The sequence below is a fragment of the Polaromonas sp. P3_B4 genome (assembly GCF_056402835.1).
Genome location: NZ_JBFUGQ010000001.1, coordinates 390,094 through 405,143, shown reverse-complemented (window position 1 = coordinate 405,143; position 15,050 = coordinate 390,094). Strand labels below are relative to the sequence as shown.

19 protein-coding genes are annotated in these 15,050 nt (G+C 61.6%); 11 read left to right on the top strand and 8 right to left on the bottom strand.

The genetic code is table 11. The features are described 5' to 3' along the window. The first annotated feature begins 43 nt into the window (after nt 1-43). The 7 genes from AC1DVV_RS01855 (at nt 44) to gloA (ending at nt 4,591) form a co-directional block, all read left to right on the top strand. The gene (locus AC1DVV_RS01855; RefSeq protein WP_457279278.1) at nt 44-373 is read left to right on the top strand and encodes an ArsR/SmtB family transcription factor; all 330 of its coding nucleotides are present in this window, start codon (nt 44-46) and stop codon (nt 371-373) included. Then, on the top strand, nt 370-804 hold the full coding sequence (locus AC1DVV_RS01850; RefSeq protein WP_457279279.1) for a YeeE/YedE family protein: 435 nt from the start codon (nt 370-372) through the stop codon (nt 802-804). The genes AC1DVV_RS01855 and AC1DVV_RS01850 overlap by 4 nt, the downstream gene beginning before the upstream one ends. Before the next feature lie 10 nt (nt 805-814). After that, nucleotides 815-1,231: a DUF6691 family protein gene (locus tag AC1DVV_RS01845; protein WP_457279280.1), complete on the top strand. Its 417-nt coding sequence runs from the start codon at nt 815-817 to the stop codon at nt 1,229-1,231. Between the two features lie 310 nt (nt 1,232-1,541). Further along, on the top strand, nt 1,542-1,844 hold the full coding sequence (locus AC1DVV_RS01840; RefSeq protein WP_457279281.1) for a hypothetical protein: 303 nt from the start codon (nt 1,542-1,544) through the stop codon (nt 1,842-1,844). A gap of 23 nt (nt 1,845-1,867) precedes the next feature. Continuing rightward, a complete protein-coding gene (locus tag AC1DVV_RS01835) occupies nt 1,868-2,215 on the top strand; it encodes an N-acyl amino acid synthase FeeM domain-containing protein (RefSeq protein WP_457279792.1) in 348 nt (115 codons plus the stop codon). Nucleotides 2,216-2,376: 161 nt separating this feature from the next. Continuing rightward, the gene (locus AC1DVV_RS01830; RefSeq protein WP_477702518.1) at nt 2,377-4,032 is read left to right on the top strand and encodes an ATP-binding response regulator; all 1,656 of its coding nucleotides are present in this window, start codon (nt 2,377-2,379) and stop codon (nt 4,030-4,032) included. A 148-nt stretch (nt 4,033-4,180) separates the two neighbouring features. Further along, entirely contained in the window at nt 4,181-4,591 is a 411-nt protein-coding gene (gene gloA / locus AC1DVV_RS01825) for a lactoylglutathione lyase (RefSeq protein ID WP_457279283.1), read from the top strand. A 100-nt stretch (nt 4,592-4,691) separates the two neighbouring features. On the opposite strand, the gene eda is transcribed toward gloA, so the two are convergent. From eda to AC1DVV_RS01810, 3 genes are all read right to left on the bottom strand, one after another. Then, nucleotides 4,692-5,306, bottom strand: a complete 615-nt coding sequence (gene eda, locus AC1DVV_RS01820) for a bifunctional 4-hydroxy-2-oxoglutarate aldolase/2-dehydro-3-deoxy-phosphogluconate aldolase (RefSeq protein WP_457279793.1) — start codon at nt 5,304-5,306, stop codon at nt 4,692-4,694. Between the two features lie 38 nt (nt 5,307-5,344). Further along, nucleotides 5,345-7,162, bottom strand: a complete 1,818-nt coding sequence (gene edd, locus AC1DVV_RS01815; protein ID WP_477666288.1) for a phosphogluconate dehydratase — start codon at nt 7,160-7,162, stop codon at nt 5,345-5,347. Between the two features lie 163 nt (nt 7,163-7,325). Further along, complete coding sequence (locus AC1DVV_RS01810) at nt 7,326-7,901, bottom strand: OmpA family protein (RefSeq protein WP_457279285.1); 576 nt, start codon at nt 7,899-7,901, stop codon at nt 7,326-7,328. A gap of 120 nt (nt 7,902-8,021) precedes the next feature. Between AC1DVV_RS01810 and AC1DVV_RS01805 the strand changes: the two genes are divergently transcribed. Together AC1DVV_RS01805 and AC1DVV_RS01800 are read left to right on the top strand one after the other, a co-directional pair. Continuing rightward, a complete protein-coding gene (locus AC1DVV_RS01805) occupies nt 8,022-8,567 on the top strand; it encodes a gamma-glutamylcyclotransferase (protein WP_457279794.1) in 546 nt (181 codons plus the stop codon). 87 nt (nt 8,568-8,654) lie between these two features. Then, the gene (locus AC1DVV_RS01800) at nt 8,655-9,179 is read left to right on the top strand and encodes a superoxide dismutase family protein (protein ID WP_477702517.1); all 525 of its coding nucleotides are present in this window, start codon (nt 8,655-8,657) and stop codon (nt 9,177-9,179) included. Between the two features lie 146 nt (nt 9,180-9,325). Here AC1DVV_RS01800 and AC1DVV_RS01795 read toward each other — a convergent pair whose 3' ends face one another. The 4 genes from AC1DVV_RS01795 to AC1DVV_RS01780 all read right to left on the bottom strand — a co-directional run bounded on the left by AC1DVV_RS01795 (nt 9,326) and on the right by AC1DVV_RS01780 (nt 13,393). Continuing rightward, nucleotides 9,326-9,874: a nucleotidyltransferase family protein gene (locus AC1DVV_RS01795; RefSeq protein WP_457279287.1), complete on the bottom strand. Its 549-nt coding sequence runs from the start codon at nt 9,872-9,874 to the stop codon at nt 9,326-9,328. Continuing rightward, nucleotides 9,874-12,168: a xanthine dehydrogenase family protein molybdopterin-binding subunit gene (locus tag AC1DVV_RS01790; RefSeq protein ID WP_457279288.1), complete on the bottom strand. Its 2,295-nt coding sequence runs from the start codon at nt 12,166-12,168 to the stop codon at nt 9,874-9,876. Before AC1DVV_RS01790 ends, AC1DVV_RS01795 begins: the two co-directional genes overlap by 1 nt. 23 nt (nt 12,169-12,191) lie before the next feature. Next, a complete protein-coding gene (locus AC1DVV_RS01785) occupies nt 12,192-12,650 on the bottom strand; it encodes a (2Fe-2S)-binding protein (protein WP_457279289.1) in 459 nt (152 codons plus the stop codon). Between the two features lie 170 nt (nt 12,651-12,820). Further along, nucleotides 12,821-13,393, bottom strand: a complete 573-nt coding sequence (locus AC1DVV_RS01780) for a TetR/AcrR family transcriptional regulator (protein WP_457279290.1) — start codon at nt 13,391-13,393, stop codon at nt 12,821-12,823. Between the two features lie 123 nt (nt 13,394-13,516). On the opposite strand from AC1DVV_RS01780, the gene pdxH reads away from it, so the two are divergent. Both pdxH and AC1DVV_RS01770 read left to right on the top strand, forming a co-directional pair. Further along, the gene (pdxH, locus tag AC1DVV_RS01775; protein WP_477688788.1) at nt 13,517-14,167 is read left to right on the top strand and encodes a pyridoxamine 5'-phosphate oxidase; all 651 of its coding nucleotides are present in this window, start codon (nt 13,517-13,519) and stop codon (nt 14,165-14,167) included. Nucleotides 14,168-14,174: 7 nt separating this feature from the next. Further along, the gene (locus AC1DVV_RS01770; protein WP_477688787.1) at nt 14,175-14,528 is read left to right on the top strand and encodes a hypothetical protein; all 354 of its coding nucleotides are present in this window, start codon (nt 14,175-14,177) and stop codon (nt 14,526-14,528) included. A 20-nt stretch (nt 14,529-14,548) separates the two neighbouring features. Here AC1DVV_RS01770 and folK read toward each other — a convergent pair whose 3' ends face one another. Then, the gene (gene folK, locus AC1DVV_RS01765; protein WP_477688786.1) at nt 14,549-15,049 is read right to left on the bottom strand and encodes a 2-amino-4-hydroxy-6-hydroxymethyldihydropteridine diphosphokinase; all 501 of its coding nucleotides are present in this window, start codon (nt 15,047-15,049) and stop codon (nt 14,549-14,551) included. Nucleotide 15,050 lies beyond the last annotated feature (1 nt).

Genomic DNA, 15,050 nt, shown 5'->3' with positions numbered 1-15,050 from the left:
TTATATATTTTCATATAATATCAAGAAGCCCCAACACACAGCCATGAAATCATCCCCTCCCGTTTTGGACCCCGGGCTGCTTCGCGACGCGGCCGCACAAGCCGTGGGTGCACTCAAGGCGCTGGCCAATGAAGACCGGTTGCTGCTACTCTGCCAGCTCTCGCAGGGCGAGCGCTGCGTGAGCGAGCTCGAGCAGGACCTGGGCATACGCCAACCCACGCTCTCGCAGCAGCTCGGTGTGCTGCGCAATGAAGGCGTGATCATCCCGCGCCGGGACGGCAAGAACATTTATTACCGCGTGGCCGAACCCGGGACGCTGGAAATCCTGGCGTTGCTCTACCGCCTGTATTGCCCTGAAGGAAACAAGCAATGACCCTGGACTGGAACGCCTTCACACCCTGGTCCGCACTGGCGGGCGGCCTGCTCATAGGCCTGGCCGCCGCGATGTTCGTACTGCTCAACGGGCGCATCGCCGGCATCAGCGGAATTCTGGGCGGGCTGCTCAAGCCGGCGCGCAGCGACATGGGCTGGCGCGTGGCCTTTATCGCCGGGCTCGTCGGCGCCCCATGGGCCTATGCCGCATTCTCGGCCTTGCCTCCCGTACAGGTGGATGCCGGCTATGGCCTGCTGGTCATCGCCGGCTTGCTGGTGGGCGTCGGCACGCGCTATGGCGCGGGCTGCACCAGCGGCCATGGCGTGTGCGGGCTTTCAAGGCTGTCGCCGCGTTCGCTGGTGGCCACGGTGACTTTCATGGCTACCGGTTTTACCGTGGTGTTTCTGGTGCGCCATCTGTTCAAACTTTAGGAGAATGACCATGCTGCTGCTGTCCTCCCTGCTGGCGGGCCTGGTGTTCGGCCTGGGCCTGATCGTCTCGGGCATGGCCAATCCCGCCAAGGTCCTCGGCTTCCTGGATCTGGCCGGCCCCTGGGACCCGTCGCTGGCCTTTGTCATGGCCGGCGCCATTGCCGTGGGCCTCTTCGCTTTCCTGCTGGCTAAAAAAAGGAGCCGCTCCCTGTTGGGCGCGGATATGAAACTGCCGGCCGCGGGCCCTGTGGATCGCAGGCTGCTGGCCGGTAGCGCCCTCTTCGGGATGGGATGGGGGCTTGCCGGTTTTTGCCCCGGCCCGGGCCTGGTGGCCCTTGGCATGGGCGAACCCAAGGCCACCGTGTTTGTGCTTGCCATGCTGGCCGGCATGGCGATCTTCGAGTGGCTCGAAAGACGGCGGCCCTAGCCCCCACGCAACTACGCCACTTGGCCGGCATGGCCCTCCAAAAAGCCGGTTCGATGACCTGACCGAAAGATATCCTTAAAGAAGGGCTCGCACCAGGACCAAAGATCCCGGCCGACTGTCCGCATGCGGACAATTTATGTTCTTTTTTCGATTCGACCCGCTATTCAAGCGGAATATGCGGGGAAGCCCCTGTTATATCTGACAGGGTAAGGCTTGATTCAGCCTTGCACGGCGCATAGACTGCGCGAACATCAAAAGAAGAATGAGAGCATTTGGCAAAGACAAGCACTCAACCTGGAAATACAACGCAATGATTACCTCCCTGAACGACCATGCGCCAACCCCCTTCCAGGTTCTGCGCCAGCCGATGGATGCTCCAGACGCCATTTTCCTCACCGGCGGAACACCCTTCATTTCGGCCCCTCCCCGGGGAAACTTCGTCGAGGAAATCACGCTCTGCCATCTGGATACTCCGTTAAAGATGGAAAAAGTCCAGAGCCTGCGCGGCCACATCAACCTGCCGTCCGGATGCCGTGACGCGCGGTTTTTTGAACAAGAAAAAAAAGAGACGAATTGGGCTTTGTGTTTGCATTTGAGTTCCAACGCGTGGTGATTGGCACCTTGAGGCTGGTTCCCATGCACAGGGGGCTGACCTCACTTGAAAAGCTGTTGGCGGAAAAACAATTGATTGAGCCAGAGACCTGCCGAAACAGCTGGGAAATCGGGCGCCTTGTGCTCAATCCCGATTACAGAAGCGGCCCCGATCTTGTGAAGCGATGCATATTTTTGGGTGTTTCGTATCTTGCGCGGCATACCGATGGGCAAGACCTCTTTGCCTCCTGCACGCCGGTGCTGAGCCGCTTGTACAGGCGTTTCGGGTTTTCCCCCATCGCAAACAATATACGGGTGGATGGGGCGGACGAATCGTTTACCCTGATACATGGACAGGTACCGGACATTCTCAAATCGTCTGACTGTCAGTAAGTCATGCACGGGAATATTTCATATTGCAGCAGCATCCTCCACCAGAGACCGGAAGAGGCTGCTGTTGATGGTTTTCCCGCGCCAACAGAATTGAAATATATATGGGCTGGTTAAAAAGACTCTTTGGCCACTATGAGGCTTACCACGCACATGGCAGGCCCTTGCTCAAATACATTGGCATCGTAGGCGCCCTGACCTATGTGGTGTTTTACCTGATACGGTTCACGAAACCCAATCCTCGCCCCTACGATGACCTGGGAATGCGGGTGCTGGTCGTAATTCTCTTTACCGTGCTGGCCATGAAAAATCACTGGCCACAGAAACTTAAAAAATACTACTTTTCCTACTCCTATTGGGCATTGATCTATTGCCTGCCGTTTTTCAATGTATTTCTTTCGCTGAAGCGGCACGGAGGTATCCCCGCGATCTCCAACTGTTTTATCGCGCTCAGTTTTCTTGTCATGATCGCCGACTGGCGCAACACGATTGCCATGTTGGTGATCGGTTGCGGCAGCGCGGCGTTGCTGTACGTCGCCATCACGCCCAACCCCTCAATACCCATGGACATGGTGGCCCAGCTTCCGGCCTACCTGCTGATTCTTATCGGCGGCGCCGCATTCAAGCTTTCGGAAAAGCAGATAGATGCCGAAAAATTGCGCATCGCAAACTCCCTTGCCGGCTCGATCGCCCATGAAATGCGCAACCCGCTCGCACAGGCCAAGATGAGCCTGGAGAGTATCGGGGAAATGCTGCCCGCGAACGGCATCGCGGTCCCCGCCGAACACACATCCCGCATGCGCCAGTTTGTCAACATGGGGGAGATCGCTGTACACAGGGGTAACCAGGTGATTGACCTGATCCTGGGATCCTTCAAGTCCAGCGCGGTGGACCGAAGCAAATTTGAGTATTTATCCGCCGCAAAAATAACTCAGAAGGCGGTGGACGAATACAGTTTTTCCGATCGACACCTGCGCGGTGATGGTGGCAACTTACGTGACAGTGTCACAGTGCGTGTCGTGAAGGACTTCACCTTTTACGGAGACGAAACCCCCTATGTTTTTGTGCTCTTCAACCTGATCAAGAACGCGCTCTATTACCTCGACCAAAAGTCCGGCGCAACGATCGTACTGACGGTAGACGATCACAAGGTGACCGTCAGAGACACGGGCCCGGGCATCGACAAGGAGGTGTTGGCGCACCTGTTCGAGTCCTTCATGACCTCAGGAAAGGCCGAGGGGACGGGCCTTGGGCTGTCGTATTGCAAACGCACCATGCAAAGTTTTGGCGGTGATATTCATTGTGATTCCGTGGTCGGTGAATTTACGCAGTTCACGCTGACCTTCCCCCCAATACCGCAAACCGGGACGGGCAAGGCCCTCGCTGCTGCGGAAACGCCTCGACAGGCAGCCCGCCCCATCATCCCCGGCAATGTGCTGGAGGGCAGAACCGTCATATTGGCCGAAGACGACGAACTTAACCGCATCATGGTGGGGGAGCGCTTGAAAAGCTGGGGCTTGACAGTGCTGGAGGCCGAAGGGGGACGCCAGGTACTGGCCCACCTGGACAGCACCCCACGTGTCGATTTGATCTTGATGGACATGAACATGCCCGGGTTGAACGGCGTGCAGACGACCCAGGCGATTCGCTCGCGTGATTGGGAGCATCAGGGTATTTTTATCCTCGCACTTTCCGGGAACTCCGATGAGCTTGATGTCAGGACAGCCTTGAACGCCGGCATGAATGGCTACATCCTGAAAAATGGCGACATGAAGTTGCTGCAAGGAAAAATGCTGGAGGCTTTGGCGGCAACAGAGTAGCCCGGGGAAAATCCAACCCCGCGAAGTCCCTCATCGGTCATTGCGCGGCATGCATCGCCATCGCCTTTGCATCCCTACGCAAGCGGCCTGCACAGGAAGCGAAGATTGGCGACAATGGGCAGTCCGGCCACTTCCCACCTTCATCACCATGCGACTCCTACACACCATGCTGCGCGTTGGCAGTCTCCAACGCTCCATCGACTTCTACACGCAGGTTCTTGGCATGAAGCTGCTGCGCACCTCGGAAAATCCCGAGTACAAATACAGCCTGGCCTTTGTCGGCTATGAAGGCAACCCGGCGCAGGCCGAAATCGAGCTGACCTACAACTGGGGCACCGAAAGCTACGACATGGGCACGGCTTTTGGCCATATCGCGCTGGGCGTGCCAGACGCCTATGCGGCCTGCGAGAAGATCAAGACGGCGGGCGGCAACGTCACGCGCGAGGCCGGCCCGGTCAAGGGCGGCACCACGGTGATTGCCTTTGTGACGGACCCGGACGGCTACAAGATTGAGCTGATCCAGCGTGATGAAAGTGCTGCGGGCGCTGGCCTGCGTTAGTTCATTGCGCTTCACTGCTATTCTTTTAATAGCTGCTTGCGCTCATCCAGAAAGGCTGGGAGCGCTATTTTCCTCATAAATAGCGGGCAGGCTGCCAGGCTCAGGCAGCATTGCGTGCCAGCTGGCAGGCCTGAAAAGCCAGTGCAGTGACGTGTGACCAGTTGCCGCGAGCCAGCGTGTCCGCAGGGGTCAACCAGGACCCGCCTACACACACCACATTGGGCAGCGCCAGAAACTCAGGCGCATTGGCCACCGTGACGCCGCCCGTCGGGCAAAACCGCACATCGCCAAAGGGGCCGTTCCAGGCCTTCAGCATGGCCGGGCCGCCCGCCTGCATGGCCGGGAAAAATTTGAGTTCTGTCAGGCCGTCTTCCTGCGCCATCATGATCTCGCTGCCGGTGGCCACCCCTGGCAGCAGCGGCAGGCCCGCATCCCTGCAGGCCTGCCCCATCGCATGGGTGTAACCGGGGCTTACCGCAAAGCGTGCACCGGCCATGGCGCAGGCCTGGGCGTCGGCGGCACTACGCACAGTGCCCGCCCCCACCACGGCTTCGGGCACATCGCGCGCAATGGCCTCAATGCAGGCCAGCGCTTGCGGCGTGCGCAGGGTGACTTCGAGCATGCGGATGCCGCCCGCCACCAGCGCACGTGCCAGCGGCACCGCCTGGCTCACGTCGGTCAGCACAATCACGGGTATCACTGGGGCATCCTGCATGATCTGCAGGGGGGTCAGTTTTCCGCTGACGTTCAGGTTTATATCCACGATAAAGCTCCTTCTTCAGCCGTCAGCGCGTGACGGCGCATACCGGCAAACAACTCTCGTCCCATGCCGATGCCGTTGGCCGCGCGCAAATCGGCAGGCATGGTGTCGACCGGCCTGGCGGTCCATTCTGCATCGTTCACCAGTACCTTCAATTCGCCGGTGATGGCGTCCACACGAATTACATCACCGTCGCGCACCTTGGCCAGCGGGCCGCCGGCAGCGGCCTCGGGCGACACATGGATGGCGGCCGGCACCTTGCCCGAAGCGCCGCTCATGCGGCCGTCGGTGACCAGCGCGACCTTGAATCCCTTGCCCTGCAGCACGGCCAGCGGCGGCGTCAGTTTGTGCAGCTCGGGCATGCCGTTGGCTTGTGGGCCTTGCCAGCGCACCACACACACCACGTCGCGGTTGAGTTCTCCGGCGCTGAACGCGATGTGCAAGGCTTCCTGCGAATCAAACACCCGCGCAGGCGCTTCAATCACATGCCGGTCGTCAGGCACAGCCGACACCTTGATCACGCTGCGGCCCAGGTTGCCTTGCAACAGCTTGAGGCCGCCCGTGGCGCTGAATGGTTTGGCAGGTGTGCGCACGATGGTTTCGTCTTTGGAAGCGCCCACGTCGTGCCAGGCAAGCGCCGCGCCGGCCAGCGCCGGTTCGCGTGTGTATTCGCGGATGCCGCCTTCACGCACCGTGAGCACGTCTTCATGCATGAAGCCCGCGTCCAGCAATTCGCGAATGATGAAGCCGGGGCCGCCTGCGGCCTGGAACTGGTTCACGTCGGCGCTGCCGTTGGGGTAGACGTGGGCCAGCGTCGGCACCACATCGGAGAGGTCGGAAAAATCATTCCAGTCGATCACAATGCCGGCCGAATGCGCGACGGCTACCCAATGGATCAGGTGATTGGTGGAGCCGCCAGTGGCGAGCAGCGCGACCATGGCATTGACGATGGCTTTTTCATCGACGATCTGGCCGATGGGCGCAAAGCGCTTCGCCTTGACGATGCCCAGCACGGTGCGTGCCGCCTCGCGCGTGAGCTCCTCACGCAGTGCGTTGCCGGGGTTCACAAACGCAGTGCCCGGCACGTGCAGGCCCATGGCTTCAAGCAGCAGCTGGTTGCTGTTGGCGGTGCCGTAGAAGGTGCAGGTGCCGGGGCTGTGATAGGACTTGAACTCGGAATCAAGCAGGGCGTCACGGCCGACCAGGCCTTGCGCGGCCTGCTCACGCACGTGGGCTTTTTCCTTGTTGGGAATGCCCGATGTCATGGGCCCGGCCGGCACAAACACCGTAGGCAGATGCCCGAACTGCAGCGCGCCTATCAAGAGGCCCGGCACGATCTTGTCGCATACACCCAGCATCAGCGCCGCGTCGAACATGTCGTGCGACAGCGCAACGGCCGTACTCATGGCAATCACGTCGCGGCTGAAGAGGCTGAGCTCCATGCCGCTGGTGCCTTGCGTCACGCCGTCGCACATCGCAGGTACGCCACCGGCCACCTGCGCCGTGGCGCCCAGCTTGCGCGCCTCGTCCTTGATGAAGGACGGGTAGGCCTGGAGCGGGGTATGCGCCGACAGCATGTCGTTGTAGGCGGTGACGATGCCGATGTTGGGCCTGCGCTCGGTCACCACCTTGAAGCGGTCGTCCAGCGGCATGCCGGCAAAGGCATGCGCCACATTGGCGCAACCCATGCGGTCCAGGCCGGGTTCGCGGGTGGCGGCAGCGCGCAGGTGTGCAAGGTAGGCGCTGCGCGTGGGAAGGCTGCGCTCTGCGATGCGGGCGGTGATTTTTAAAACTGCGGGGTGAAGGGCCATGTTGTAACTCCGGTCATGGTCAAGTCACTGGGTATGTAACTTTATTACTGACTCTATGGTAACGGGTTACCGGCCTGTTTACCGCCACATGGTTACTACGTGGTTACGAAACGCAGCCCAAAAGCTGCTCTGCAAAGTTCTGAAACAACCCGTGAGTGCGGCTTTACTGGAGGGTAATTTCCACACGCCGCGCTTCGGCGTCGCTGCCGCCGCCTACAAGCTGCTCGGGTTTTTTCAGCACAATCTGGCGATCGGAAACACCGGCCTGCTTCAGTGCCTCGCGCACGGCAAGGGCCCGCTGCCGGGCAAGCGCTGCATTTTTCTGGGCGTCCCCTGTGGCATCGTGAAAACCGGTGATCACCAGCGTGCGGCCAGCCTTGGCGGCCTTGACCACTTCACCCAGGGCAGCACCCGCACCGTCCGCAAGGTCTGCATCGCCCGAGGCAAAATAAAACCGCACCGCGCCTTGCTCCACCTTCACGCTGGCGGCGTCGGCTGCAGCCTGCGAAGCCCGGCCGGCAATGTTCGCGGCATGGTCCACGGTGCTGGCTGGCTCGGCAGGCGTCGGCGCCACCTCTGGCACGGGCAGGGATATTTGGGCAGGGGCAACAGCGGCGGAAGGCGCCCGGCCGAGCCGATGCATGCAAAGCCCCACCACCAGCGCGATCACGAAAGCCACGAGGCCGAGAACGACCGCCAACACCAAGCCTTGCTGGCCCTCATCGTCCTGAGAAAACATTGCCCACTCCCGTCACTAAATCCGTCACAAAAACTCAGCGCATTGTAAAGTGCGGCTGTGGAAAATTCAGCCCAACAAGCCGCCAGCCCCGGCATCAGCGTTTCCCGCAACCCGGACCACATGCTTGAGACCGTCATCCGCGAATGGGGCGGCCAAAGCGATCTCTGGATCTTCGCCTATGCCTCGCTCATCTGGCGCCCGGAGTTTGAACATGCCGAGGAGCGTTTTGCGACCATCCACGGCTACCACCGCGCCCTGAAGATGTGGAGCCGCCTGAACCGCGGCACGCCGGAATGCCCGGGCCTGGTGTTCGGCCTGCTGCATGGCGGCAGCTGCAAGGGGATGGTGTTTCGGATACCGCAGGCGCAGGTTGCCGGCGCCCTGCCCGCGCTGTGGGAACGCGAAATGCCCAATGGCGTGTACGACCCCAAGTGGCTGCGCTGCCAGACTGCAGAGGGCAATGTGCGGGCGCTGGCCTTCACCTTGTCCAAGCGCAGCCCCAACCATACGGGCGTGCTCAGCGAAGACGTTTACCGGCAGATCTTTTCGGACTCGTGCGGGCGCTACGGCACCACGCGCGAATATGCGCAACTCACCTACGACAAACTTAAAACCCTGGGAATTCACGACCACGCGCTGGGGAAGCTGCTGGAGCTGGCCAAATAGGCCCAGACAGCGGAGGCCCCGGCCTTGTCAGCAGGGACAAGGCGCCCTACAGTCAGCCACTGAATCAACCATCAGGAGACCTGCATCATGAAATACCACCTGGCACCACTCGCCACCGCCCTTGTCGCCGCCTTTGTACTGGCCGCCTGCGCCTCATCCATGAGCGGCCCGCGCGCCGTGGCCCAGCTGCAAAGCACCACCGGCAATACCGCCTCCGGCACCGTCAGCTTCGTGCAGAGCGGCGACAAGGTGCTGGTCTCAGGCGAGATACGCGGCCTCAAGCCCAATGCCGAGCACGGCTTTCATGTGCATGAAAAAGGCGATTGCTCCAGCGGTGACGGCATGAGCGTAGGCGGGCACTTCAACCCCACCGGCCAGCAGCATGGTAGCCATGCCGACATGGCCCACCACACCGGCGACCTGCCCAGCCTGAAAGCCGATGCCAGCGGCGTCGCGAAATTCAGCTTTGAATCAAAGACCCTTTCGGTCGGCAGCGGCACAACCGATATTGTGGGCAAGGGCTTGATCGTTCACCGCGACCCCGACGATTACAAGACCCAGCCCACCGGCAATTCCGGGCCAAGGCTGGCTTGCGCGGTGATTAGAAGCTAGCCCCCACGTTCGCTCGCTTCGCGTAGCTCTCTGCCCCCCCGAGGGGGCGCTGCGCCTGCGGCCCGGCAAAGCCGGTTCCGCGGCCCCGGCTTGGATGAGCCCGCCACGGTGGTTCGCCGTCTCTCGGGCTGGCGTTTACTTCGCAATCAGCGCGTGGAGAGTCGTTCCTCAGCCCGGCGCAAATCGTCCAGCGTGTCGATGTCGGTGACTGTGCCTTCATCGGCCACGCCCATGAATGCTACAGAATTGATAGCTGCTTGCGCACGTACTACGGGCGCTGCACCCTGATTTCCCTTTAAATCCAGCAAGGCATCGCGGCACGCGGCCGAAAACCCGACCGGGTGGCCGCGCGTGCCCCTGAACACCGGCACCACCACCGCGTGCTGCGCCAGCGCGTCGGCCACTGCCTGCAGCGTGGCGGCCTGCACCATCGGCAAATCACCCGGCAAAATCAACCAGCCCGCAGCTTCGGGCGTGGCCCGCACGGCGGCCGCGATGCAGTCGCCCATGCCAGGGTGGCCGGCATCTTCCAGGTGCCAGGGCAAGCCGCTGGCAGCCACGGCGTCCAGCGTGTGCTGCAGCACCGGCTTGCCGGCCAGCAGCGCCTGCAGCTTGTGCGTGCCGCCACCCGACGCGGCAAAGCGCTCACCCCGGCCTGAGGCCAGCACCAGCACCGTGGGCTTGCCGCCTGCCATCACGCCAGCTTGAAGGGCAGCTCGCGCGGCGCCGGCTTGCCTGTGAGCTTGGCGATCGCATTGGCAAAGGCGGGGGCCAACGGCGGCAGGCCGGGCTCGCCCAGACCCGTGGGCGCATCGGCGCTAGGCACGATGAAGACGGCAACCGTCGGCATGTCGGTGATACGCGGCACGGGAAAGTCGCCGAAGTTGCTTTGCTCGACCACACCGTCCTTGAGCGTGATGGCCGCACCCGGCAGGCACATCGACAAACCCATCAGCGCCGCGCCCTGTACCTGCGCTTCAATGCTGGTCGGGTTGATGGCGAGGTTGCAATGCACGCCTGCAGTGATGCCGTGCAGCACCGGCGTGTTGTCCTTGACGGATGCCTCGACCACATAAGCCACCACGGTGTTGAACGACTCATGCACCGCCACGCCCCAGGCGCGCCCGGCGGGCAAAGTGCGTTTGCCGTAACCGGATTTGTCGACCGCCAGCTGCAGCGCGGCCGCGTGGCGCGGGTGCTTGCTGCCAAACTGCTTCATGCGCCAGGCCACAGGGTCTTGCCCGCTGCTGCGCGCGACTTCGTCAATCAACGTTTCCATGACGTACGCCGTGTGGGTAGAACCCACGCTGCGCCACCAGAGCACCGGCACATTGAGTTTGGGGTGATGTACGGACAGCCGCATCGGGATATCGTAAGGCTCCTTCATGCCTTCAACCATGGTGCCGTCCACACCATCCTTGACCATAAAACCTTCAAACGGCGTCCCGCCGACGATGGACTGGCCGACGATGACGTGGTCCCAACCCAGGATCTCGCCTTTGTCGTTAAAGCCGATCTCGGCGCGGTGCACATGCATGGGACGGTAGTAGCCACCCTTGATGTCGTCCTCGCGGCTCCACAGTGTGCGCACCGCGGCCGTCAGCCCGGCGCCACGTGCGGCCCTGGCGACATTGCAGGCTTCCACCACGTAATCACTGGTGGCAATCGCGCGCCGGCCAAAGCCGCCGCCGGCCATCTGCACGTTCATCTTGACGTTTTGCGGCGCCACGCCCAGCGCCTTGGAGGCGGCCAGCGCGTCCAGCCCCGGCATCTGCGTGCCCAGCCAGAGTTCGGCTTTCGCGTCCGCGCCCTGCCCGCTCAGCTGCACCGTGCAATTGAGCGGCTCCATGGGTGCGTGAGCCAGGTAAGGAAAGACAAACTCGGCGCTGATCTTCCTGGGTGCTGACGCCAGCTTGCTGATGTCGTCCTTGTATTTGAGTGCGCCGGTTTTCTGCGCCAGCGCACGGTAGCTGGCCAGTTGCTGCACGCTGTCGACCTTCTCGACGCCGCTGGTATCCCACTCGACCTTGAGCGCATCGCGGCCCTGCTTCGCGGCCCAGTAGCCTTCGGCCACCACGGCAACACCCTCGCCGCCGCGGTCCAGCGGCACGCGCAGCACGGCCTTCACGCCGGGAACGGCTTTGGCCGCGGTATCGTCCAGCGACTTGAGCTTGCCGGCAAACACCGGCGGATGCGCCACCACGGCTGTCAGCATGCCGGGCAGGCGCACGTCGATGCCGTAGCTTTGGCCGCCGGTGGATTTGGCACGGGCATCGAGCCGGCCCGTGGGCTTGCCGATGATGCGGAACTGTTTCGGATCCTTGAGCGTGACGGCCTCCGGCACCGGCAGCTTCATGGCCGCTTCGGCCAGCTCACCGTACGTCAGGCGCTTGCCGCCGGGGCCAATCACCACGCCTTGCTGCGTGCGCAGGCTGCTTGCATCAACGCCCCATTGCTGCGCGGCGGCCGAGACCAGCATGGCGCGGGTGCGCGCGCCCAGCTCGCGGTACTGCGTGTAGGAGTTTTTGATCGAGCCCGAGCCGCCCGTGAGGTGCATGCCGAAAGCCGGATCCACATAAGCCGGGTCGGCATTGCCGTGCTGGCTTTTGACCAAAGCCCAGTCAGCATCCAGCTCTTCCGCCAGGATCATCGGCAAGCCGGTCTGAACGCCCTGCCCGAAGTCGAGCCGGTTGATGGTGACGGTCACCGTACCGTCCTTGTCGATACGCACAAAGGCCGAGGGCTGCTGGGTCGGCTTGAGGCTGGATGCCGCCGGTGCACCCGCTGTGGCCATGGTTTGCGCTTGCGTCAGCATCGGAAAAGCGCCGAGTGCAAAGCCACCGGCGGTTGCAACCTTGAGGAAACTGCGGCGAGGCAGTTCAGCATCTGCTATGGTTTTGGTAGCTGCTTGCGCTTTATGCATCAGGGCTTGAAGGCCTTTTGGCAGTTGAGCGGCGATGTCGAAGGTGTCTGTGGCGTTGGAATACATGGTGTTCTCCTTCTTTAAACCAGTTAAGCCAGTGCCTGGGCGGCGTCTTTGATGGCAGCGCGAATGCGCACATAGGTGCCGCAGCGGCAGATATTGCCGGCCATGGCGCCGTCGATGTCGGCATCGCTCGGTTTGGCGTTGGACTTGAGCAAGGCGGTGGCGCTCATCACCTGGCCGCTCTGGCAATAGCCGCACTGCGCCACGTCATGCTTGACCCAGGCGTCCTGCACGGCTTTGCCGACGCGGTCGGTGGCCACCGCTTCGATGGTGGTGATCTTCTGTCCGGCAGCGGCAGAAATCGGCGTGATGCACGAGCGTATGGCCGCGCCGTTGAGATGCACGGTACACGCGCCGCACAGCGCCGCACCGCAGCCGAACTTCGTACCTGTCATGCCCAGCGTGTCACGCAGGGCCCAGAGAATAGGGGTGGATTGGTCGGCGTTGACGGATACGTCCTTGCCGTTGATGTTGAGGGTGGGCATCGTGGAACTCCTTGCGGTTTTTGTTAGTGGGAAATCAAAAGGGAGAAAAAAAGTGAGAAAAAAAGGGAGGCTACTTGTCGAATTTATATTCGCTTAAATCAGGGTTTTATCCGTAAAAACTTGGGCATGCAGAAATGAGGGGTATTGCCTTTCAGAGGCGTTTCAAAGATTCAGGCCTTGATGGCGTCCCAACACAGGGTAAAAGCCGCCTGGTGCACCGCCTCGTCGTCGGGCAGCACCTGGGTGCGTATCAGGTTGGCAGTTTCCCGCACCGAGCCCACCAGGGTGGCCGTTAACAACGGCAAGGGCACAGGCTTGAAAATCTCCTGCTTCTGGCCCTCCTCGATCAATGCAAAGAAGCTCGCCGCCAGTCGGGTCGACAACTCGCGGTTGCCCTGCGTGAACCAGGGAGAGTTGTAATACTGCTCCTGGAACACGACCTCGGCATAACGCTCCAGCCGGTGCCGCAGCAGGTTGCCCCAGAGTCGGCGCACACGGCTGCGCAATGGAGTCCCGGGTATGACACCATCCATCAGGCGCTGCATGGTGGCGGTTTTGGCTTCTTCATAGAGCTGGCTGATCAGCTCGTCCTTGGACGGGTAATAGACGTACAGCGTGCTGGTGGCGATGCCGGCCGTGCGGGCAATGTCGGCCATGGTCAGGCCGCTCAGGCCGGTCTGGGCCACCAGGTTGAAGGTGGCCTCGGCGATCGCTCGCTGCTTTTCGTCGTCTTTGGGTTTCATGGAAGGGTGTGAATATAAACGAATATTAATTCGGTATCAAGCCCGCCCTCTACCGAGGTCTACCGAGGTCTACCGAGGTCTACCGCAGGCAAGGACATGGCCTCTGCGGGCACAATCAGAGCCATGAGCCAGCCTACCCTCTCCATTGCCGACCTACGCAAAAGCTACGAACGCGCCGAACTCAACGAAGACGCATCAGCCGCAGACCCGCTCCAGCAATTCGACCAGTGGCTGAAAGAAGCCATCGCCGCCGAAGTGCCCGAGCCCAACGCGATGACACTGGCCACCGTGGCCAGCAACCTGCGCCCCTCTACCCGCATCGTGCTGATCAAGGGCTACGACGAGCACGGCATCACCTGGTTTACAAACTACGACAGCCGCAAGGGCCAGGAACTGGCCGGCAACCCGTATGCGGCATTGCAATTTCACTGGACAGAGCTTGAACGCGTGGTTCGCATTGAAGGCGTCGTGGAAAAAGTCTCCGCCGAAGAAAGCGACGCCTACTTCAGCAGCCGCCCCCTCGACTCCCGCATAGGCGCCTGGGCCAGCCCGCAAAGCGAAGTGATTTCCGGCCGCAGCGTGCTGGTGGCCAATGCGGCCAAATACGGCGCTAAATTCTTGCTGCAGCCCCCGCGCCCGCCGCACTGGGGCGGCTACCGCCTGAAGCCCGACAACTGGCAGTTCTGGCAAGGCCGCAAGAGCCGGCTGCATGACCGGCTGCGGTACACGCTCCAGGATGACGCGACCTGGCTGCGCGAACGGCTGGCGCCCTAAGGCTGAAATGAAGTGGATCGCAAAGGGGTTTCTTGTTGCGGCCGTCGGAGCTGGAGTGTTTGCTCTGTATACCCTCCTGCAGACTTTTCTTCACGGCGGCCCCTTCAGCGGCCTGCTCCTATGGGTTGCAACTTCCGGGTGTTTTGGGTTTCTCGTGGGCGGCATTCTTGCATTCGACCTAGAGTCCCCATGCAAGGTCAAAGAGAATTCATTCGCGCGCACTCTTATCGGTGCTGCCTCAGGCGCAGCTCTAACCCTCCTTTGGAACTGGTCTGGCGATGCGTTAATGCTGACCGCTCTGCTCGGCGCCATTCTTGGATACATGGGAATGATTTGGGCCAAATATCTCCAGTATCTGTAAATGTCAAAGCATCTACCTGGCTAGGTGCTGTCAGTTAGGTGGTCCAGCCGCGTTATGGACTGATGCGCCACTGTCGCCAACTGCTCTGCACTGACCAATTCAGGCGCAATCTCCGCCAGTGGCACCAGCACAAAAGCCCGCTGCGTCATGCGCGGATGCGGCACTGTGAGGCGTTCTGATTCCATGCGGGCGCTGCCGTAGAGCAGCAAGTCCAAGTCGAGTGTGCGGGGCGCGTTGCGGTACGGCCTTTCGCGGCCGGCCTCTTGCTCGATCTGCTGCAAGTGGCTCAGCAAGTCGGGAGCGGTCAAACCGGTTTCGAGTTCGACGACGGCATTGAGGTAATCACCACCGGGCGCTGAAGCTTCTGCTCCTGAGTCGGTATCCAGCGGCGCTGTTTTATAGAGGCTGGAAGATTGGCGGACCTGCGTGAACGGCAGCCGGCCTATCGCCTGAACGGCTTGCCGCAGTGCTGCCGCAGCATCGCCGAGGTTGGCGCCCAGGGCAACGTAAGCGCAAACCATG